The 20,020-nt window shown below is 40.7% G+C and carries 21 protein-coding genes; 10 read left to right on the forward strand and 11 right to left on the reverse strand.

Annotated features, from left to right (window positions below):
- Positions 1 to 4 precede the first annotated feature (4 nt).
- From RS893_RS11130 to RS893_RS11140, 3 genes are all read left to right on the forward strand, one after another.
- Positions 5 to 3,127 carry an efflux RND transporter permease subunit gene (locus RS893_RS11130; protein WP_315791219.1) on the forward strand — a complete coding sequence of 1,041 codons (3,123 nt, stop codon included), beginning with the start codon at positions 5 to 7 and terminating at the stop codon, positions 3,125 to 3,127.
- Positions 3,128 to 3,225: 98 nt separating this feature from the next.
- Positions 3,226 to 3,852 carry a class I SAM-dependent methyltransferase gene (locus RS893_RS11135; RefSeq protein WP_315791220.1) on the forward strand — a complete coding sequence of 209 codons (627 nt, stop codon included), beginning with the start codon at positions 3,226 to 3,228 and terminating at the stop codon, positions 3,850 to 3,852.
- Positions 3,853 to 4,123: 271 nt separating this feature from the next.
- On the forward strand, positions 4,124 to 5,515 hold the full coding sequence (locus RS893_RS11140) for an MFS transporter (RefSeq protein ID WP_315791221.1): 1,392 nt from the start codon (positions 4,124 to 4,126) through the stop codon (positions 5,513 to 5,515).
- A 125-nt stretch (positions 5,516 to 5,640) separates the two neighbouring features.
- Here RS893_RS11140 and RS893_RS11145 read toward each other — a convergent pair whose 3' ends face one another.
- Entirely contained in the window at positions 5,641 to 5,853 is a 213-nt protein-coding gene (locus tag RS893_RS11145; RefSeq protein WP_315791222.1) for a TetR family transcriptional regulator, read from the reverse strand.
- A 173-nt stretch (positions 5,854 to 6,026) separates the two neighbouring features.
- Here RS893_RS11145 and RS893_RS11150 point away from each other — a divergent pair, with 173 nt between their 5' ends.
- The gene (locus tag RS893_RS11150; RefSeq protein WP_315791223.1) at positions 6,027 to 6,959 is read left to right on the forward strand and encodes a LysR substrate-binding domain-containing protein; all 933 of its coding nucleotides are present in this window, start codon (positions 6,027 to 6,029) and stop codon (positions 6,957 to 6,959) included.
- A 23-nt stretch (positions 6,960 to 6,982) separates the two neighbouring features.
- Here RS893_RS11150 and RS893_RS11155 read toward each other — a convergent pair whose 3' ends face one another.
- The 6 genes from RS893_RS11155 to psb28 all read right to left on the reverse strand — a co-directional run bounded on the left by RS893_RS11155 (position 6,983) and on the right by psb28 (position 11,260).
- Entirely contained in the window at positions 6,983 to 8,458 is a 1,476-nt protein-coding gene (locus RS893_RS11155) for a YncE family protein (protein WP_315791224.1), read from the reverse strand.
- A gap of 17 nt (positions 8,459 to 8,475) precedes the next feature.
- Positions 8,476 to 8,820: a CopM family metallochaperone gene (copM, locus tag RS893_RS11160; RefSeq protein ID WP_315791225.1), complete on the reverse strand. Its 345-nt coding sequence runs from the start codon at positions 8,818 to 8,820 to the stop codon at positions 8,476 to 8,478.
- Between the two features lie 16 nt (positions 8,821 to 8,836).
- Positions 8,837 to 9,388 (reverse strand): nuclear transport factor 2 family protein, encoded by a 552-nt coding sequence (locus RS893_RS11165; protein ID WP_315791226.1) that lies wholly within the window; start codon positions 9,386 to 9,388, stop codon positions 8,837 to 8,839.
- Positions 9,389 to 9,468: 80 nt separating this feature from the next.
- Complete coding sequence (locus RS893_RS11170; protein ID WP_315791227.1) at positions 9,469 to 9,924, reverse strand: hypothetical protein; 456 nt, start codon at positions 9,922 to 9,924, stop codon at positions 9,469 to 9,471.
- 64 nt (positions 9,925 to 9,988) lie between these two features.
- A complete protein-coding gene (locus RS893_RS11175; RefSeq protein ID WP_315791228.1) occupies positions 9,989 to 10,729 on the reverse strand; it encodes an alternative oxidase in 741 nt (246 codons plus the stop codon).
- 111 nt (positions 10,730 to 10,840) lie between these two features.
- Positions 10,841 to 11,260, reverse strand: a complete 420-nt coding sequence (psb28, locus tag RS893_RS11180) for a photosystem II reaction center protein Psb28 (RefSeq protein WP_315791229.1) — start codon at positions 11,258 to 11,260, stop codon at positions 10,841 to 10,843.
- Positions 11,261 to 11,624: 364 nt separating this feature from the next.
- Here psb28 and RS893_RS11185 point away from each other — a divergent pair, with 364 nt between their 5' ends.
- Positions 11,625 to 12,632 (forward strand): YeiH family protein, encoded by a 1,008-nt coding sequence (locus RS893_RS11185; protein WP_315791230.1) that lies wholly within the window; start codon positions 11,625 to 11,627, stop codon positions 12,630 to 12,632.
- 54 nt (positions 12,633 to 12,686) lie between these two features.
- On the opposite strand, the gene RS893_RS11190 is transcribed toward RS893_RS11185, so the two are convergent.
- From RS893_RS11190 to RS893_RS11200, 3 genes are read right to left on the reverse strand one after another with little or no spacing between them, the layout of a single operon-like run.
- Positions 12,687 to 13,535, reverse strand: a complete 849-nt coding sequence (locus RS893_RS11190; protein ID WP_315791231.1) for a sulfite exporter TauE/SafE family protein — start codon at positions 13,533 to 13,535, stop codon at positions 12,687 to 12,689.
- Between the two features lie 41 nt (positions 13,536 to 13,576).
- A complete protein-coding gene (locus RS893_RS11195; RefSeq protein ID WP_315791232.1) occupies positions 13,577 to 14,293 on the reverse strand; it encodes an MBL fold metallo-hydrolase in 717 nt (238 codons plus the stop codon).
- 30 nt (positions 14,294 to 14,323) lie between these two features.
- The gene (locus RS893_RS11200) at positions 14,324 to 14,773 is read right to left on the reverse strand and encodes a protein tyrosine phosphatase family protein (RefSeq protein ID WP_315791233.1); all 450 of its coding nucleotides are present in this window, start codon (positions 14,771 to 14,773) and stop codon (positions 14,324 to 14,326) included.
- An 86-nt stretch (positions 14,774 to 14,859) separates the two neighbouring features.
- Here RS893_RS11200 and RS893_RS11205 point away from each other — a divergent pair, with 86 nt between their 5' ends.
- From RS893_RS11205 to RS893_RS11225, 5 genes are all read left to right on the forward strand, one after another.
- The gene (locus tag RS893_RS11205; RefSeq protein ID WP_315791234.1) at positions 14,860 to 15,204 is read left to right on the forward strand and encodes a metalloregulator ArsR/SmtB family transcription factor; all 345 of its coding nucleotides are present in this window, start codon (positions 14,860 to 14,862) and stop codon (positions 15,202 to 15,204) included.
- A 154-nt stretch (positions 15,205 to 15,358) separates the two neighbouring features.
- Entirely contained in the window at positions 15,359 to 16,558 is a 1,200-nt protein-coding gene (locus RS893_RS11210; protein WP_315791235.1) for an MFS transporter, read from the forward strand.
- Positions 16,559 to 16,665: 107 nt separating this feature from the next.
- Entirely contained in the window at positions 16,666 to 17,409 is a 744-nt protein-coding gene (locus RS893_RS11215; protein WP_315791236.1) for a hypothetical protein, read from the forward strand.
- 59 nt (positions 17,410 to 17,468) lie between these two features.
- The gene (locus RS893_RS11220) at positions 17,469 to 18,143 is read left to right on the forward strand and encodes a response regulator transcription factor (protein WP_315791237.1); all 675 of its coding nucleotides are present in this window, start codon (positions 17,469 to 17,471) and stop codon (positions 18,141 to 18,143) included.
- Positions 18,144 to 18,158: 15 nt separating this feature from the next.
- The gene (locus RS893_RS11225) at positions 18,159 to 19,409 is read left to right on the forward strand and encodes a HAMP domain-containing histidine kinase (protein WP_315791238.1); all 1,251 of its coding nucleotides are present in this window, start codon (positions 18,159 to 18,161) and stop codon (positions 19,407 to 19,409) included.
- Here the strand turns inward: RS893_RS11225 and RS893_RS11230 are convergent.
- Positions 19,406 to 19,849, reverse strand: a complete 444-nt coding sequence (locus tag RS893_RS11230; RefSeq protein ID WP_315791239.1) for a DUF2127 domain-containing protein — start codon at positions 19,847 to 19,849, stop codon at positions 19,406 to 19,408. The two genes, RS893_RS11225 and RS893_RS11230, sit on opposite strands and share 4 nt — an antisense overlap.
- Between the last annotated feature and the right edge of the window lie 171 nt (positions 19,850 to 20,020).

Genomic DNA, 20,020 nt, shown 5'->3' on the forward strand with positions numbered 1-20,020 from the left:
AAAGATGCTGAGTGCCATCATTAAATGGGCGATCGCTCGCCGTTGGTTAGTTATCCTGGGTACAATTATCCTCACAATTTGGATATTTCGGACGATTATCCAAATGCCCTTGGATGTTTTCCCTAGCTTTGCACCACCCCAAGTTGAAATTCAAACTGAAGCACCAGGACTCGCCCCCGAAGAATTAGAATCTCTGGTAACTTTACCAATTGAAAGTGCAATTAACGGCACTCCAGGAGTGACAGCAGTACGCTCATCTTCAGCAGCAGGAATTTCTGTCGTCAAAGTCATCTTTAACTGGGATACTGATATTTATCAAGCTCGCCAGTTGGTAACAGAGCGATTACAACAAGCTCAAAGTAAGCTTCCCGAAGGGGTAGAAACTCCACAAATTTCTCCTACCAGCTCTCCCATTGGCACTGTATTACAATATGCCTTCACCTCCCAAAGCACTCCTTTAATGGAAGTGCGGCGGATTGTTGATTGGCAAGTAACAAACCGCCTTTTAGCTGTGCCTGGTGTTAGTCAGGTAGTAGCATACGGTGGCGATGTTCGCCAATATCAAGTATTAGTCGATCCAGCGAAGCTAAGAGCCTTTAATGTCACTTTGGAAGACGTAGAGCAAGCAGCCAAAGCTGCTAATGTTAACGCTCCTGGTGGCTATTTAATTACTCCTGACCGAGAAAAGTTAATTCGCGGAATTGGCAGAATTGAATCTATTGAAGAATTACAGCAATCAGCAATTACTGCCCGCAATGGTACGCCTGTCAAAATCTCAGATATAGCTGACGTGCAAATTGGTGCAGCTATTAAACGAGGTGATGGCAGTTTTAACGGTGAAAAGGCAATTGTTGTGATGATTAATAAACAGCCTCAAGCCGATACTCCTACTGTCACCCGTGCTATTGAAGCAGCGATGTCAGAGATTCAAGCAGGTTTACCCAAAGATGTCAAAGTCACACCAACATTTCGCCAAGAAAACTATATCGATTCTTCTATTGAAAACGTTAGAGAAGCTTTAATTGAAGGCAGCATTATTGTTGCCTTAATTTTAATTCCTTTTTTGATGAATTGGCGTAACCTAGCTATTTGTTTAACTGCCCTACCTTTATCTTTATTGCTAGGAGTACTACTACTAAATTGGTTGGGACAAGGTTTAAATACCATGACTTTGGGAGGGTTAGCAGTAGCAATCGGTTCAGCCGTTGATGATGCGATTGTCGATGCTGAAAATGTCTACCGTAACCTGCGAGAAAATAAATATTCACCCAACCCGCGTCCGGTTTTAGATGTTGTATTTGAGGGTTGTCAAGAGGTACGCGATTCAGTCTTTGGAGCCACTATCATTACCATAGTTGTCTTCTCTCCAGTTTTTGCTTTGGCTGGTGTAGAAGGTAGCATTTTTATCCCAATGGGATTAGGCTATATGGCAGCAGTTATAGCCTCTAGTATCACAGCATTAACAGTGACTCCGGCTCTATGTGCAATTTTATTACCTTATGGTCGCCTGCCAGAAACAGAACCTTGGGTGGCGAGATTTTTTAAGGGGCTGTATCGTCCTCTACTAACATTTTCTCTGCGGCGTTCTGGAATTGTTATAGGGGCTGCGATCGCAAGTTTAGTGGCTGCGGCTGTAATTGTCCCTTCCTTTGGCAGAATATTTTTACCAGAGTTTCAGGAGCAAACTTTGGTTAATACTCTAACTCTTTATCCGGGGGTTTCTCTAGAAGCTACTAATGCAGCTGGTGAAACACTTCAACACGCACTCAAGGGAGACTCTAGATTTCCATACGTGCAATTGCGTTCTGGACGTGCGCCAGGAGATGGAGACGCAGCCGGGGTAAATTTAGGACACTTGGATATCGAGTTAAGCGACGCAGGAATGAAAGATAGGGAGGGGACGATTGAGAAGTTACGCCAAGAATTTGCGAAATTACCGGGAGTAGCACCGAATATTGGGGGCTTTATCTCACACCGTATGGATGAGGTGTTGTCTGGGGTGAGGAGTGCGATCGCAGTCAAAATCTTTGGCCCCGACTTAGAACAACTCCGCACAATTGGACAGCAGGTTGATGATGTCATGAAAACCGTTAATGGGATTGTAGATTTACAACTAGAACCCCAAATACCAATTGAACAAATACAAATTAAATTCAACCGACCTGCTGCTTCACGGTATGGTTTGACAGTAGGCAAACTGTCTGAGATTATTGAAACTGCTCTGAATGGGCGAGTAGTATCTCAAGTTTTAGAAAAACAACAAACTTTCGATTTGACTGTATGGTTAAAGCCAGATGCACGGCAAAACTTGGATACGATTCGCAATTTGTTAGTTGATACTCCTAATGGTCAAAAAATTCCTTTAGCACAGGTTGCCACAATTGAAAATGGTACTGGGCCTAATACTATAAATAGAGAAAATGTATCCCGCTTGATTGTTGTGTCCGCTAACGCTAATGGTAGAGATTTGCGCTCTATCGTTAACGAAATTAGAGACAAAGTTAATCAACAGGTACATCCACCCTCTGGTTACTATATCCAGTATGCGGGACAGTTCGAGGCAGAAGAAAGAGCAACTCAAAATATCTTAATTTCGAGTGCGATCGCCTTTGTTGCAATTACAGTAATTATGTACCTTTCTGTCAAATCTATTCCTTCCACCGCCATGATTATGATTAACTTGCCTTTGGCGTTGGTGGGGGGAGTATTTTCAGTAGCTTTGTCTGGCGGCGTTATTTCAATTGCCTCTTTAGTTGGCTTTATCACTCTATTTGGAGTTGCTACCCGCAATGGTTTGTTACTTGTGGATAATTACAACACTAAATTTGCGGAAGGTACACCAGTTAAAGAAGTTCTTATTAAAGGATCAATGGAACGTCTGAATGCCATTTTGATGACAGCTTTTACCTCTGCTTTAGGATTAGCACCTTTAGTAATTGAGAGTGGCCCCGGAAAAGAAATCTTACAGCCACTTTCAATAGTGGTGTTAGGTGGTTTATTTACTTCTACCGCATTAACTTTAATGGTCTTACCAGCTTTATATGCTAAATTTGGTAAGTTCTTATTGCCTAAACGTACTATCTCAGTTGTAGAGGATGGCAAAGTACCAAAAGCAGTTTTTGAGTAATGATAAATATTATAGGAATTTTATCTTTTAGAATCCTTGATGCTTTCAGTACAAAAGGTGTTAGTAATCAGGTTAATGAATAGTTCTATATATTCACTATGACCGAAACCAAAGTTCGCCAGCAGTATGACAAGCTAGCAGCAATATATGACCAACGCTGGAATAGTTATGTTGCAAATACGCTTTCATTTCTGAAAGACTGGGTGCAAATATCTCCATCAACAACTGTGCTGGATGTTGCCTGTGGAACAGGTGAATTTGAACGGTTATTGTTAACTGAGAACCCAACGCAACGTATAACTGGAGTAGACATTTCAGAGAAGATGCTGCTTGTAGCTCAACAAAAACTTCAAGCATATCCTCATGTCTCGTTTCACACTGCTAGCGCGTTGGCGTTACCATTTGAAAACAATAGTTTTGATGTAGTTGTATCTGCCAATTCGTTCCATTATTTTGATGACCCAAATGCCGCATTAGTAGAGATGAAACGTGTATTGAAACCTGACGGTAAAGTAATTATTTTGGATTGGTGCAAAGATTATTTATTGTGCCGCCTTTGCGATTTTATATTAAAGTTGGTTGATCCTGCTTATAAGCAGTGTTATTCCCAATTTGAATTTCACAATTTACTCAAATCTGCACAGTTTGATATTGAGCGAGCAACAAAATTTCATTTTGGTGTAGTGTGGGGAATGATGGTTGCTACAGCGACACCACAACCATGACTAAAAATACGACGTTGCATGAATGCGGAATGAATTGGCGGTTGAAACTATTAAAAATGCGTTCCCAATTAGGTGAGATTATCTCATGATATGGCTAACGCCAAGCTGCGCTAACAGCAACGCTAAAAATACTACACCCCTTCTAGAAAATAGCAGAGTGGTGAAAATGGTCTTGTAAAGACTATTTTCCAGCTTTGATAAATATGCCCCCTCCCCCCATTAGTGTTAAAGTATTAATATAAAAGACTTTTATAACTATGCCCCTTGATAAATGAATACCTTGACATTTTTCCGCAGCTTGAGAAATCCGGTATTTGCAAGGCTGTATACTGCTCAAACCACTAGTTTATTGGGTGATGCGCTTACTTGGGTGGGTTTAGCCCTTCTGGCTTTTAACTTAGCTGGAAAGAATGCGGCGGTTGTACTTTCAGTAGCTTTAACTCTGCGTGTTACCGCTTTTGTATTGCTGTCCCCTCTTGCAGGTGCGATCGCAGATCGCCTTGATCGTAAGAAAATCATGGTTGTTACCCACATATTCAGAATGTTAATTGTGGGTATGTTGCCTTTTGTGACGCAAATTTGGCAAGTTTACATATTAATATTTGCGCTTAACGTTTTTAATGCTTTTTTTACTCCAACTTACCAAGCCACAATTCCATTAGTCACGGGTGAGAATGACTATGCAGGCGCGATCGCTCTTTCGTCCGCTACTTACCAATTACTTGGTGTACTTGGCCCCGGTATCGCTGGAAGTGTCGCCGCCTTCATTGGTGCGAGACAAGTTTTCTTTTTGGATGCTCTCAGCTTTGCGATCGCCGCAGTCTTAATCTTCACCCTACCAGGTCAGCTCGTCGTTGCACAAAATCAACAGCCTTCCAGAACAACACGCCGAACATGGGGAGACATTAAAGACGGTACAACTCGCCTGCTTACAGATGCACCTATTCGTTACGCGCTAGCGATGCAGTTAGTCGCATCAATTGCCGGAGCGCAAATCTTAGTCAATACTGTTGGCTACGTCCAAGGTACACTTAAGTTTGGAGAAGTGCAGTACGGCTGGGTGATAGCAGCTTTTGGGATTGGTGCAACTCTCTGTGCAGTTATTTATGGTACGTTCAATAGAAGTTTGTCGCGTACAACGTTTGTTTTGATTGGTGCAACTTTGATCACCTTGGCTTTATTACCTGCCAACTACGCAAATTTAACAGTATTGATGGTCTTGTGGTTGGTAGCGGGTGCGGGGCAAAATTTAGTCAACTTACCTACTCAGACATTAATTGCAGACCGTATTCCAACTGCTATACAAGGGCGAGTTTATGGCGCACACTTTACCTGGAGTCATCTTTGGTGGGCAATCTCCTACCCTCTTGCGGGTTGGTTAGGAAGTCACTTTGCTGAACGTGAGTTTATTTACGGTAGCTTAGTGGGCTTGATGCTGCTAGTGGTAGTACAAATTACCCTCTCGCCTCATCCACATGAACACGAACATCTCCACTATCCTAGTGTGCATGAACATAAACACATCCACGATGAATGCCATCAGCATGACCACGATGAGGGGATAGCTATAGGCGAACCTCACAACCATGTTCACGAACACACGACGATTATCTATCACACTCACCCTCACACTAGGGACATTCACCATCGCCATAGTCACTAATTTGCATTGCAGGCATTGTGTGCCGTTGCAGAAAGGTTCGCATATCAAAGAATGGATGACTGATGAGGGATAGAAAAACTGGCATCACCTCACGAAAATAGACAACAATCTGCAAACTGACTGATTTAAGGTCTGTGGTCACCTGTTGATGACCAGGCTAAACGTTGAAGATTGACTATTGACTCAAGTTGCGCTTCTGGTGGCATTATTGCAGCAAAGAAGAGGTCTTCTTTCGTCCCAAATCGCTGGAAAATAACTGCCTCAGAGATACCAACCGTTTTAGCAAGTGTTCGTGTCGAAGCTTTCGCCTCTTCCTTGAGAAAGAGCGATCGCGCCACAGCGATAATTTCATCAAAAGATATCAGTATTGGGTGAGTGGGAGTTTAGATCCCAGAGGGAACATTCGCACAAAAGATTAGTGTTACTTTTGCAGAAAACTCGCAACTCCATATAGTCTTAATATAAGGATATTTATCAACCGAAGATTTTAGCGTTTTTTCAAATGCCAAGGATGACCATTGACCAATTACAGATTTTCTTGGCGGTGGCCCAGCATCTGCACTTTACTCGCGCAGCTGAGGAGCTTTACATTACTCAACCTTCTGTTAGTGCTGCCATCCAAAGCCTTGAGGAACAATATGGAGTGAAACTGTTTAATCGAGTTGGTCGTCGGATTGAACTAACACTTGCTGGCAAAATACTACAAGTAGAAGCACAAAAAATTTTGATTCAGGTGGAGTTGACTGAGCGAGGATTGCGAGAATTAAATGACCTGAAACGGGGTGAACTCAAGTTAGGTGTAAGCCAAACCATAGGTAATTACTGGCTCCCTCGCTTCATTAGCTTGTTTAAGCAAGAGTATCCCAATATTTCTGTAGATTGTATATTAGGTAACACCACTGAAATTAGCGAAGGAATGGTTACAGGATTGTTTGACCTCAGCTTGGTGGAAGGAGAAGTTGAACCATCGGTTTTAGCTTCTGTGGAACAACAAATTGTCGGTGGGGATTGTCTGCAAATTGTTGTTGGTCAATCTCATCCTTGGTTTGAAAAAATAGCAGTTGAGGTAACAGAATTAACAAACACTACCTGGGTAATGCGTGAGAAAGGCTCAGGAACCCGTCAGCAGTTTGAGCAAGTGCTAAGACAATGGGGTATTGAACCAACCGAGTTAAATGTAATTTTGGAGATGAAAAGCGGTGATATGGTCAAAGCAGCCGTTGAAAGTGGGGTAGGATCTGCGGCGATTTCTAACCTGATTATTACTAAAGAACTACGTCTTGATATGCTTCGTTGTATTAAAGTTACAGGTGTTTCTCGCAACACTAACGATCCAGATCCACTCTCACGACCTTTCTTTTTATTAAAGCATCGAGAGCGCTTTCAAACCCGCATTTCTCAGGTGTTTGAGCAATTGTTATTATCGGCTAGGTCTGTGGAATAGCTGTAGCTGTCAATGAACCTCTTTTACTTCGACATTGACTGTAGCTGAATCTGCACAGGCATTCCCGGAACATCATCTTTCAATGGTACGATGACTAAATACCGACGAGATTGTGCGCCTGCATCACCCTTGACAACCTGCCCAATTGGCCCCAATGTCGTCACAATTGCCGCGCCAGATGGGTTGGTTTGGAACTTCGCCAAGGGTTGTAATTTACCGTAGGGTTGGCTAGAACGCTCCGCTAATGCCAATTGATACATACTTTTAGGTTGCAATCCAGTTACTGCTGCTTCTAGTAAATCAATCACGCCTAAGTTGTTGACCGTCACAGTCGTTGCAGGCTTTTTAGCTGATGAACCTGGCGCACCCATTACCAAATGAGCCACCATACCAGACTTGCCCAAAGGCTCTAGATTTGCCAATCCATCCCCAGTCGGAACTGCATTAGGAATATAAACTAGTGCTTGCGAGGATTGACCGCTTGGGATTGTGGCAATTACTCTGTTTTTGATAGTATCAATTACAGTCATCTTAGTACCATTTTCTAATGCGACGTAGATACGAGTACCATCACCAGAGGGCCAAAGACCGTGGGGTAACTCACCCGTCGGAATAGTTGCGACCAGTTTGGGAGTATTTGTAGTTGTAAAAACTTTTACCACATTCTCGCCGCCAACGGTAATATAGGCGAATTGTCCTTTCTGATTCCTGACAATGTTGACGTGGTTGGTGATTGCCCCGGTATCCAAGGTAGCAATAATGTTGAAGGGAGCTTCTGCGTTGAATACCTGAACTTTACCAGTATCTTTTAATGTGAACCAAATTTGCTTACCGTCGGGAGTCGCAGCAATATTTGGGCAAAAAGGAGAGGCTTGTTTAACTGTTGCTACGACTTGATGCGACTTGACATCGATGACGCTTGTCTGCGGTGTGAAACTAGAGCAGACAAATCCAAACTTGCCATCGGGACGAAAAATTGTCATCCCAGGGCCATTACCAACGCTGATACGCTGCTTTTCTTTATAGGTTTGACTGTCTAATACTGAAACATAATCTTCTCCCCGTACCGTTACCCAAACTTCACTACCATCAGGAGTGAAGAAAGCTTCGTGAGGCGATCGCCCAACATAGGTAATGTGCTTAACTTTATTTGTCTGGGTATCAATAAAGGCTACCGAGTTAGAACCAACTGAAACCACCGCTAAGGTGCGATTGTCAGGCGAAAAACCCATACCATGCACTAGCAATTGACCAGTATACAGGGGACTCAAATTCTCTGGCGCTGTTTTACCTAGACGAATGACTCCCAGCAGTTTATTGGTTTGGGGATTGTAAACAGAAATGGTATTGGAGGTTTGGTCAGCTGTGTAAACGCGATCGCGTCCACTAATTGGAATGTCTGGTGTAGATGCTGCATAAGGAACTTGCCCTGCAAAAGCTGGCGCTGTCAAAGTTAGTAGAATAGCAGATGTAATTGTAGCGATCGCTCGATTGTGCATAGAGGTATTTTCTTAACTTACTTTTGTGAGGGTGATTGTGGACGCTTAAGCGCCAGCTGCATTAATTCAATTTCTGATTGTTGAGTGACGATAATTTCCTGTGCCAATCGTCGCAGCCGAGGATCGGTTCCGTACTGCAACTCAATTTTTGCCATCTCAATTGCCCCTTGGTGATGAGGAATCATCATTGCAGCAAAATCAGTATCAGGATTCCCAGTCATCTTGACATTTTGCATCTGTGTATGCATTGAGGTCATCGTTTGCTCAAAAGCCTGATTTGCAGCAGTATGATGGGGCATCATCATCGACGCGATCAGAATGCCAATTGATAAGGAAAGTAAAAAAGGTGCATTGAAAGACATATTTTCCAGTCCTGCTTTATGGTTTAACGATTTTCCAGGTTTCTTCAGTAATTTGATAGTTACCAGAGACAGATTTGTAAACTAAGGTATAGTCTACGGGGATTTTATTCTTGCCATTGTTGAATGTAACCAACGCTTTCACTATCTCTGTTCCCTGCTGTCCTGTGGTGCTTTTAACATTAGTAATAGTAGTTTGAAGAGGTGCTTGGGCTTTGATAAACTTCTGCCATACTGCTTGAATCTTGTCTTTACCTTGATACTCTCCTGCTAAAGGGCCGCCAATCCAATGTAACGTGGGTGATTCACTATACTGGGACATCACTAAAGTTAAATCACCTTGAGCGATCGCACTCCAATGACTTTGAGCTAAAGTTGTTGGAGTGCTAGCTGTGGAACTTTCACTTACACTACTAGGCTTCGTTGGGGATGAAGTTGTGCTTGGTGCAGAACCATATCCTGAATTAGCATCACTTGCTGATTGATTAGAACAAGCCACACTAAAAGTAAGAACCAGCACTAGCAACACTGGGAAAATAGCAGATTTTGATAAAGCTTGAGTAGAAATCATGAAACAACCTCTCAAATTATGTTTTTGAAGTGAAAAAGCTAGATTAATTTCGGTGAATCATCAGCTGAATTGGAGATGAGTTAACCAATTCTTTGCCACCATAAAAGACCGACAGCTACGGAATAAATAATGCCAAAATAAAACATGAGACTGAATGTAGAAAGCCATTTGCCATATTGTCCTTTCATAGCTTGGTTGGCTCTAGTCTGAACATTCATCTTTACTTCTCCTGACACTTCCATTTCTCGTAAATATTCCCGCAGACAATTAGTGAAACTATTGAAGCGCCAAAATAGAACAAAAGCAAACCAGTAAATTGCTAAAGCCACACTGTGAGAAATAATTGGTGGAACAGGTGGATTTAGAGTTTGCAGTGAGAAGCCAAAGATAGCAAAGCTAACGCTAAAAAAGAAGGTTGTTACATTCCAGCGAGTTTTAGTATGTTCTTGTTCTCTTTCCCAAAGTTTTAAATATAATTCCTCATTACTTAAACCTATCTGGTCATCTGGCGATTTTAAAGGTTCGATATTGCTCATTGTCCTTGCTCCTGAATGAAATAAATTAGTCGCAAGTTCAGCAAACACTGTAGTAAAAATTCCACTACGACATCAAGACTTCATCTGCATTGGTATCTTCAATAATTGATTCAGCCGTTTGATTAATGGCATGAATAGTCTCTTCAGGTAAAAATTTAGCTTCCGGGCTATGGGGGCTTTTGAAAGTTAATTGTGCGTCAGATTGCTGACAAGCAACCATCGTTTTGATGTGTTCGCCTTCATCGTCTCGAATTGCTACATAGACATCATATAGATTTTCAATTTTTGGACGACGTTCGGCTATTGGATGAGAAGTTTGAAATTCATCAAACATATAAAGGTCACCATCGCGGTAGTAATTAATCGCTACTTGCGGTGCTGGCTGAGTTTTAAGTTCCGCCTCATGCTCTTTTAAAAATATGTCGTAAGTGTGGTATGCGTGTTCTTCTATTAGCTGTGTGAAGTAATAAGCACTAGAAGGAGAAATAATGTACACGAATATCAAAATCCAGTAGTAAATTACAACACCACTGTGAGCAATAAAGCGGTCAATCCAATATTTATTACCTCCTAGTGACTCAGCAATGAGTAGGTGATGCAACTCATTCCAAGATTCAGCAAAGTGGACTTTCAGCCAGTCAGATTTTCGCCACCAGCCGAGACTTTCATAAAGGTGAAGGACTGACAAAAAAGCAAAGTAGGGAACTCTAGCTACTGTTTCCAGCACATAAAATCTTGCATATAAACGCTCGCGGTAAAAAGCGTTTAAAACAAATTCTAAAAAATCAACTAGTAATCGAATCATTTTCCTAAACTCCTTTGAGTTGTATCAATAAAAAGGTCAAAATTAGGCTTTATCTTTGCGTAGATTAATATCAATCTACGCAAAGTAATGCACATAATCCAGAGATTGATTTTAGTTGGAAGTTTCCGTGTAAGCCATTCCTTGAGAAGTAGCATAATATCTGAGAAAACGCATCACACGGTTCCAATTATCTTCTGCAACATGGAAACTAATCGCCACTTCACTGGTGCGAAAGCCATCTACAACATGACTCACCGCTACATCTTCTGGATAAACAGTAATTTCACCTTCTGAGTCAACTAAGTGCATAGCATCTATAGAATGGACAAATTCTCCCCAGCCTTCCATTGTATGAATGGGAGTAGAAGCTGAGTTTTCTGCAAAGACAAATGTCACTATCTTTTGGTTATTGAGCCGCTTGTCACGTTTCAAACTAATACGGCTGACCTCTTCTGGAATTCCTGGAGTGAAAAATACAACTGGTAAGTTTGCATTATTAGAAGAGACATTCGAGACTGTTGAAGTAGACATAATTAACACCTCTGTGTGTTTTTGAATCAAGTTTTTTTCTTTCACAATTTCAGCTTATGTGAATCAATCAATAGAAGCAAACGTTCTCTTCTATAAAAATAATAGTTTTAATCTATTAATTTTCTAGTCTTAGCTGAAACTGTTGCATACTCGAACGTTGAGGAGAATCATAAATGCAATTGAAGTTGACATAGGAATCACACATATTTGCAATAACTGTAGTTTAGTTACCTTCACCTTCCAGCTTTGAGTAACTTTCATGTCAAGCGTTAATAGTTTAAAACTATCATTTGTATAGTTAAGAACGTTTGCTTCTATTATTATAACCGCTTAAAGTTATACCAACCCTAAATACGAGGTTGATATGAAACAAGATATTAGAAGAAATAAGAGATTGCAGATACCGCAACTTAGTTCAGAACAAAAGCTGCTGTATCGAAAAATTGTGTTTCTCTTAGCGGCTGGATTTTGTCTGACTCCTTGGGCTTCACCACCAATAGCGCTGATGTTGGGGATTCTTCTAGCACTGACTCACGAGAACCCATTTCATCGGATTAGCCGCCCAGCCGCTAAATATTTACTAGAAGCATCCGTAATTATGCTGGGCTTTGGGATGAATTTAGCAGTTGTGTTAAAGGCAGGTGCAAGCGGTGCTTTGTTTGCTGTTGGTAGCATCAGTGCAACCTTCATTCTTGGCTATTTTCTAGGGAAATGGTTGAAGATTCCCATTAAAGCCTCTGCCTTAATTTCAGCTGGAACAGCTATTTGTGGCGGAAGTGCGATCGCCGCAGTCAGTTCAGTAATTAACGCTGCCGAAAGTGAGATTTCCGTAGCAATGGGAACAGTTTTTGTCCTCAACGCCGTTGCTTTATTCGTATTTCCACCTCTGGGACACGTACTGCACTTGACCCAAGCGCAATTTGGAACCTGGTCAGGTATAGCAATCCATGACATTTCCAGTGTGGTTGGTGCAGCATCACATTATGGTCAGAGTGCGTTGTACACAGCCACAGCAGTCAAACTTTCCCGCGCCCTATGGATTGTACCTATTTCAGCAGCAGCAAGTTATATATTTCAACGTCAACAGTCAAAATCGGGTGATGTGATTCATAAACCTCAAGTTCCCTGGTTTATTGGCTTGTTTATCCTTGCTTCTGTTGTACGGACTTTTATCCCAGAAGTTGCTTCTTGGTCGCCAGTGGTAACACACGTTTCGGAAGCGGGTTTGACGTTAACGCTGTTTTTAATTGGTGCAGGGCTATCTCAGAGGATGTTGAAAGCAGTTGGTTGGAAACCGATGCTTCAGGGAGTGCTGCTGTGGATATTTATTAGTGCTACTTCGCTTGGTGTCATTCTATTAGTCGTGCATTAGTAAGAAATATGCCTCATTACTATTTTCTTTATAACCGAAATGCAATCTTAACTTTCAATAATGTTGCTCTTGCCGTATAGGATGTTGTTGGGGAAAGTAAGATGAATAAAATTTGTTGCGGTTTTGGAATAAAACAAAAGTTGCTACAGCTATCAGAAAATATCCAAAACCTCGCTGTAACTGTCTGGGTTTAACAAATCGAGAAAAGTAAGCACCACCGATTATTCCCAAACTAGCAGCAATTGTAAACGAAATCATCAAATTCCAATTGAGTGGTATGTGTCCGAGATAACCTATAAATCCTGCACCAGAATTAAGGATTATTATCACTAACGAAGTACCAATTGCTTCGCGCATAGGTGTATTTCCTAACAAAACTAAAGCCGGAACAATCGCAAATCCCCCACCGACTCCAACTAATCCAGTTAACAAACCTACGCCTAATCCTTCAGTAATCATCCATAACCAACAGTATTTACAAATTGGCTTGGGATATAAACTGATGTCCAATTCTCCTGGAGAATTTTTTTTAACTGGTTGAGAACCTTTTTTAATCATGAATATTGCTGCCACGAACACCACTACAGCAAATAAAATCATCTGAAATGAACCAGTTATCAAGGGAAGTGTGGCAATTTTAGCTCCTAAAAACGCTCCTAACATTGTGGCAGCACCAAATATAAAAGCAGTTCTAAAATTCACATTTCCCTGTTTCCAATGGGGAATAGCACCAATAATGCTTACAAATCCCACGATAAATAAAGTCATAGCAATGGCAGGTTTTGGTGCTACACCCATTACATAAACTAAGACTGGAACTGCTAATACTGAACCTCCTCCACCAATCAATCCCAAACTAATACCAATAAAAACAGCTAGGAGAATTCCAAATAAAAAGGTCATTGATTCTAATCAGTTAATAATTCCGTTCAATCAGCATAAAATCATCCTTTGTTCTCAGACAATACAGATGTATTGACATTACCACAGCGTTCATTTGCAGGAACTGCTTCCATAATTTTTTGTGGCGTTGGGAGAATCAAATGATCCATGAGTTCAATAAATTGTTGACGATTTTTCCCCGTAAATCTAGGATTCCAGCGTTTTTCTTCGCCAATGGTAGATACTGTTTGTCCACGATAGTCATGCCCAGGATATACCAAAGTTTCATCTGATAAAGTAAATAGTTTTTGTGTCACTGAGTCAAACAAAGTTCCCGCATCACCACTTTGAAAGTCGGTTCGTCCACAGCCACGAATAAACAAGGCATCTCCAGTTAAAACTCGATCTTGATTAACTAAATACGCCATGTGGCTATCTGTATGACCTGGTGTGGCGATCGCCTGAATTGTTATGCTTGCCAATTGTAAGATTTCTCCATCTCTAATGTACCGATCTGCACAACTGGCTTGAGCTTTATCGGGAACAATCCCTAAACAATCGGTCATTTCCCGCAATTTGGCTGTACCTGTAATATGATCTGCATGGATGTGGGTTTCTAAGCAGTAACGCAGAGATAACCCTAATTCTGTCAGTAGTTTTAAATCACGTTCGACTTGCTCCAGTACCGGATCGACCAAAATAGCTGTTTGAGTTTGTTGATCTGCAAGTAAATAAGTGTAAGTGCTGCTTTCTCTGTCAAATAACTGTCTGAATAACATAGTGTTTCCTCTTGCAACAATGCCAAAACCTCAATTTGTTTGTAAGTGAGTTGAAACATAATGTTCAAGGAACTGTTTCATCTGCGGATTAGCATTACAGTCGAAGCCAGCCGCAGCAGCTTTCTCAAATACTTGCTCTGGTGTCATTCCTTGTCGCGTCGCTACGTTCATAAATGCCATTAAACCCGCACGCATAGCACTGGCACAATGAATTAAGGCGGGTTTGGGTAGCTGATCAATTTGCTCAAGTACCTCTGTAGTCAGTTCATCGCTAATCTCGTTTGGCTTAACAGGAATGTTAATGTAGTGCAGTCCCAAGGCTTGTGCTTGTTGCTGTTCATCGCTGAGAAAACCTTGTTCATCAGGCGATCGCAGATTGAGTACAGACTTGTAACCTTCACTAACCGCCTGCTGTAACTGCTCCAGTGTTACCTGTCCTGCTACTGTTAATTCATTGTTAATCTTTTTGACGTTTTCCATTGCTGTCTTAGCTCTTAACTGTATTTATTATATCACCATATAGTAATATAATAGTGTATATATAAAGATTTAATATTTAAGTCTGTATGTTAGGATCTTCCCCTCAAGCTCTTGCTCCTGTTGCTGAATACTTTAAAGTCTTGTCAGAAGTAAGTCGGCTGCAAGTTTTGTGTTGTCTCAAGTCAGGAGCGAAAAACGTGACAGAAATCATCCAAGAAACCGGACTGGGACAAGCAAATGTTTCCAAACATTTGAAAGTATTGATGCAAGCGGGTATAGTCACTCGTCAACCACAAGGAATCAGTGTTTTTTACCAAATTACTGACCCGATAATTTTTGAGCTATGTGAGTTAGTGTGCGATCGCCTTGCTATGCGGCTGCAAGAACAAACACAACAGTTAGAACAACTACAAGCACTACGCCAACCGTAAAAATTGCTCCAAAGTTAGGTTTCTCGAAGTCGATAGAATTTCATTCCAATTTCATCGTCAAGTGTGATGATGATAAATGCAATTAATTGTGATTTAACAATTACAGCTTTCTCTTAGCACCGAATTGCCAGTCATCAACTCAAAGGTAACAGCAGTGACAACAAAAACTTTTCAAACCATCCCCCGTAATGTTTGGGTTTTGGGATTTGTCAGCTTGTTAACTGATATTAGTTCCGAGATGATCCATTCGGTGTTGCCGTTATTTTTAGTTTCGGCATTAGGAGCAAATTTACTAACAGTTGGGTGGATTGAGGGAATTGCAGAATCAACTGCTTCTGTACTGAAAGTTTTTTCAGGAGCCTTAAGTGATTATTTAGGACAGCGTAAGAAATTGGCTGTTGTTGGTTATGGATTATCTACCTTAGTTAAACCCCTGTTCGCATTGGCAACTAGTCCTGCTTGGGTATTGATGGCTCGTTTTGGCGATCGCGTTGGTAAGGGAATTCGTGTAGCTCCCCGCGATGCAATAGTAGCAGATGTTACCGATAGCGTTAATCGTGGAGCTGCCTACGGTTTGCGGCAATCTTTAGACACCATCGGCGCATTCACTGGGCCATTACTTGCATTCATGTTGATGTCTTTTTCAGGACAGAACTTTCGTCTAGTTTTCTGGTTAGCAGTGCTTCCCGGTATTTTAGCGGTAGTTCTTTTAGCAACTGGTGTGCGCGAACCTGGCAATAGAAATCATCAAAGACAGAATAATCCTCTACATTGGTCTGCTTTGCAAAGTTTGGGTAAAAGCTACTGGGTGCTAGTTGCGGTTGCATTACTATTTAATCTCGGTAACTCTAGCGATGCTTTTTTATTGCTGCAAGCGCAGCAAGCTGGAGTATCCGCCTCACTAGTACCACTCGCCCTAGTTGTAATGAATATAGCTTACTCTCTCAGTGCCTATCCAGTAGGATTGCTATCTGACCACATTGGTAGATTGGGGCTGCTAGTGGGTGGATTTTGTGTGTATGCGTTGGCATATTTAGGTTTTGCATTTGTTGATACTCCTTGGCAGGTGTGGGGACTATTTGGGCTGTATGGGCTGCATCAGGGCATGAGTCAGGGCATATTGTTAGCACTGGTAGCAGATAGAGTTCCGTCCCATCTACGGGGTACTGCTTTTGGGTTAATTAATTTGGCTACTGGTGTAGCGCTCTTACCAGCTAGCCTATTAGGAGGTGTTTTGTGGCAAACAATCAGTCCAAAAGCAACTTTCATTGCTGGAAGTATGTTCGCTTTGAGTGCGATCGCATTACTGCTGGTATTTGAAGGCGGAAGACGGAAATCAGTAAATAGATATTAAAAAACTTCATTGTTAACTATATCTTTCCAAGTTCTTGACTTTTTCTCTCTACGATGAGCCTGCGAGTTCAGATAAAGAATGGTATCCAGCAGCAAGTAGGAGCAATAATGAACAAAGTTGCAAAAGTCACAATCTTCTTTTGGATTATGAAGATCATTGCTACGACGCTGGGCGAAACGGCAGGTGACTTCATCTCAATGTCTCTTGATCTGGGGTATTACGTAGCCTTTGCCGTAACTTTTGCCATTCTGGCTATTCTCCTGTTCTTTCAAATTCAATCCGACAGATACCGTCCAGCCCTTTACTGGGTGGCGATCATTGCCACAACCACAGCTGGAACCGAAGTGTCAGATCTGATGGATCGATCGCTTGGGCTAGGCTACGCAATGGGATCGCTGATCCTGGTAGCCTGTCTGTTGAGCGTTCTTGCCATCTGGTACTACCGGGATCGAGATTTAAGCGTTTATCCAATCACCAGGAAAGACGCAGAGACCACTTATTGGCTGGCTGTCGTGTTTTCCAATAGTTTGGGAACGGCCTTTGGTGATTTTCTTACAAGCAACTTGGGACTGAGCTATATCCAAGGCGCATTCGTGACAGCCAGTGTCATTGGTATTGTCATTGCCCTTCACTATTTAACAAAGTTGAGCGATATTCTCTTATTCTGGCTCGCGTTCATCTTCACTCGACCCTTTGGAGCCACCTTCGGAGATTTTCTTACCAAACCAATCAAAGATGGAGGTTTATCACTGCCAAGGGACTATGCTTCAGCGATCGCTTTTATCCTGCTGGCAGTTGTCCTATTCTTTTCTGTGCGAAACGAGAGAAAAGTGCGTTACCCAATTGAGTGATCCGTTTAAGCAGATAGATAACTATTTTTTGTTAAATACAAAATAAATAGTATAGAAATATGAGAATCTTAATAGTTGAAGATGATGATCGCATCGCTAAACCCTTAGCCGAAGATTTAAAACATCAGCATCATGCTGTTGATATTGTTTGTGATGGAATTGAAGGTTGGGAATACGCCCAAGCAGGTAATTATGATTTAATTTTATTAGATTTAATGTTGCCGCGCCTAGATGGAATCACTCTCTGTAAACGGCTACGTGCTTCTAATTGTAACACTTTTATTCTGATGTTGACAGCACGAGATACAACGCCAGATAAAATAATTGGACTTGATGCTGGTGCCGATGATTATTTAGTTAAACCATTTGAACTAGAAGAATTAGCCGCACGAATTCGAGCTTTATCTCGGAGGAGTCCAGAAACTCGCCAATTAATTTTAATTCATGGTGAGCTACAACTAGACCCTAGTAATTGTCATGTAACCTACGCAGGTAAGCCTCTATCATTAACATCCAAAGAATACATGATATTGGAATGTTTTTTGAAAAATCCTACTCAAGTTTTAACTCGCTCGGCAATTTTAGATAAATTGTGGGAGTTTGATAAATTATCCGGAGAGGAAACCGTTAAAACTCACATTACAAATTTAAGAAAGAAACTTAGAGCAGTAGGAAGTTCAGAAGATTTTATCGAAACTGTCTACGGTGTTGGTTATCGTCTGTGTCCCGAGTAAGGACAAATTCAGCTTATGTTTGAGAGAATTCGCCGTCGTTTACTTTTGTCTTACTTAATAGTATTATCATTAATTCTAGGTGGATTTGCAATTGCTGTTCGGATTGTCTTTACCCATAGCCTCCTCAAACAACAAACAGAGAAACTTGCTGCCTTAGCACAAGTTGCTGCTGCTAATGCAGAGTTTGATAACGGGAGAATTAAAATTGAAAATGACTTACCTCAAGACAAATTATTTGAAAATCATCAAGGGTTAAACTGGTTTGATCATAAAGGTAATCTGATTGGAAAACAAGGAAATGATGTTTTCAATTTACCTATTCCCGTGACAGAAGGAAAACAAATTAATACAGTTGGTAAAAATCGTATTCAGTCTGTCACTTTACCAATTATTAGTAGTGACGATAAACAATTTATTGGATATATAAGAGCTAGTCAATCTTTAGAAGAATTTGACGAAACTTTAAATAAATTAGATTGGGGTTTAGGCGGTGGAATAGTTGTAGCTTTGATTATTAGCAGTGTTGGTGGAGTTTGGTTGACTCGTCAAGCGATGCAACCAATTGAAGAAAGCTTTGAACGGTTAAAACAGTTTACTGCTGATGCTTCCCATGAACTCCGTAGTCCTTTAATGGCGATTAAAAGTAATGCAGGGGTAGCACTAAAGTATCCAGAAGGAATACGAGAAGCTGATGCTGAAAAATTTCAGGCTATTTCTAGTGCTACGAACCAAATGACTCGCCTCACTGAAGATTTACTATTTTTAGCTCGTCATGATAATATTCCTAACCAAAGTAAAGAAACTGTTAATCTTAGTTCAATTTTAAATGACTTAGTGCAACTATATGAGCCACAGGCGAGCGCTAAACAAATCAATTTTAAAAGTCAATTATCTGAGAAGCTTTATCTATTAGGTGATGTAAATCGGTTAGCACGATTATTTACTAACTTGATTCAAAATGCTATCCACTACACACCATCAGAAGGGACAGTAAAAATCATAGCTAATCATAGTACTTCCTATATAGTTGTTAATGTTCAAGATACGGGTGTAGGAATTGCACCAGAAGATTTGGAAAAAATTTTTGAGCGTTTTTGGCGAGCAGATAAATCACGTTCTTATAATTCTGGTGGTTCCGGTTTAGGGTTAGCTATTGCTCAAGCGATCGCTCAAAATCATGGTGGACTAATCACTGTCACAAGTCAGATAGGAGTTGGTAGTTGTTTTACAGTGCGTTTACCTTTAATAATAAGTGTATTTAATTAATGCTTATAAAAGTGACATATTAAATACCATGATACAGCAATATTTACTATAAAAACTAATATTTTTAATAAAGATAAACTTTTAATTAATTCAAAAATTTCTGGAGGAATACTAGTACTAATTAAGCCAATAACTAAAATTTTTGCCCAGGTTCTTTCATACCACAAGCTAATAGCTTCAATAGCTGTTACAATTGCATATATTCCAGTAGATATACCGCTTATTTTTAATGTTTGTGGTTTGATATTGATAATTTTTCCTAGTACCCAATCAATAACTTCGCGTTTACCTTCTAATACATAAGACTCAGAAAATATTACTAAAGCATCATGCTTTTTCAAAGCTAAAATTAGAACGATAGATGTAGTTGTAAGAAGTAGAGCAACGAAGCCTTTATAAATCACAATTGCTATTAAACCTGGAGGATGTTTCTTCATCATTAAATTTTCCTTACTTGTGCATTCATCGCTTGTAGAACGCTAAATTAGGAGATATAAGTATTTTTTTTCATAAATAGTTTTTTTGATCAGTATCGTACATTGTATTTATCTCTACCTACTTAACTACTCTAAAAAAAGAAGGGATGGAAATACTACCCACCCCTTATAGCT

The organism is Fischerella sp. JS2, from assembly GCF_032393985.1.
In the GTDB taxonomy this organism is placed as follows: Bacteria; Cyanobacteriota; Cyanobacteriia; order Cyanobacteriales; family Nostocaceae; genus Fischerella.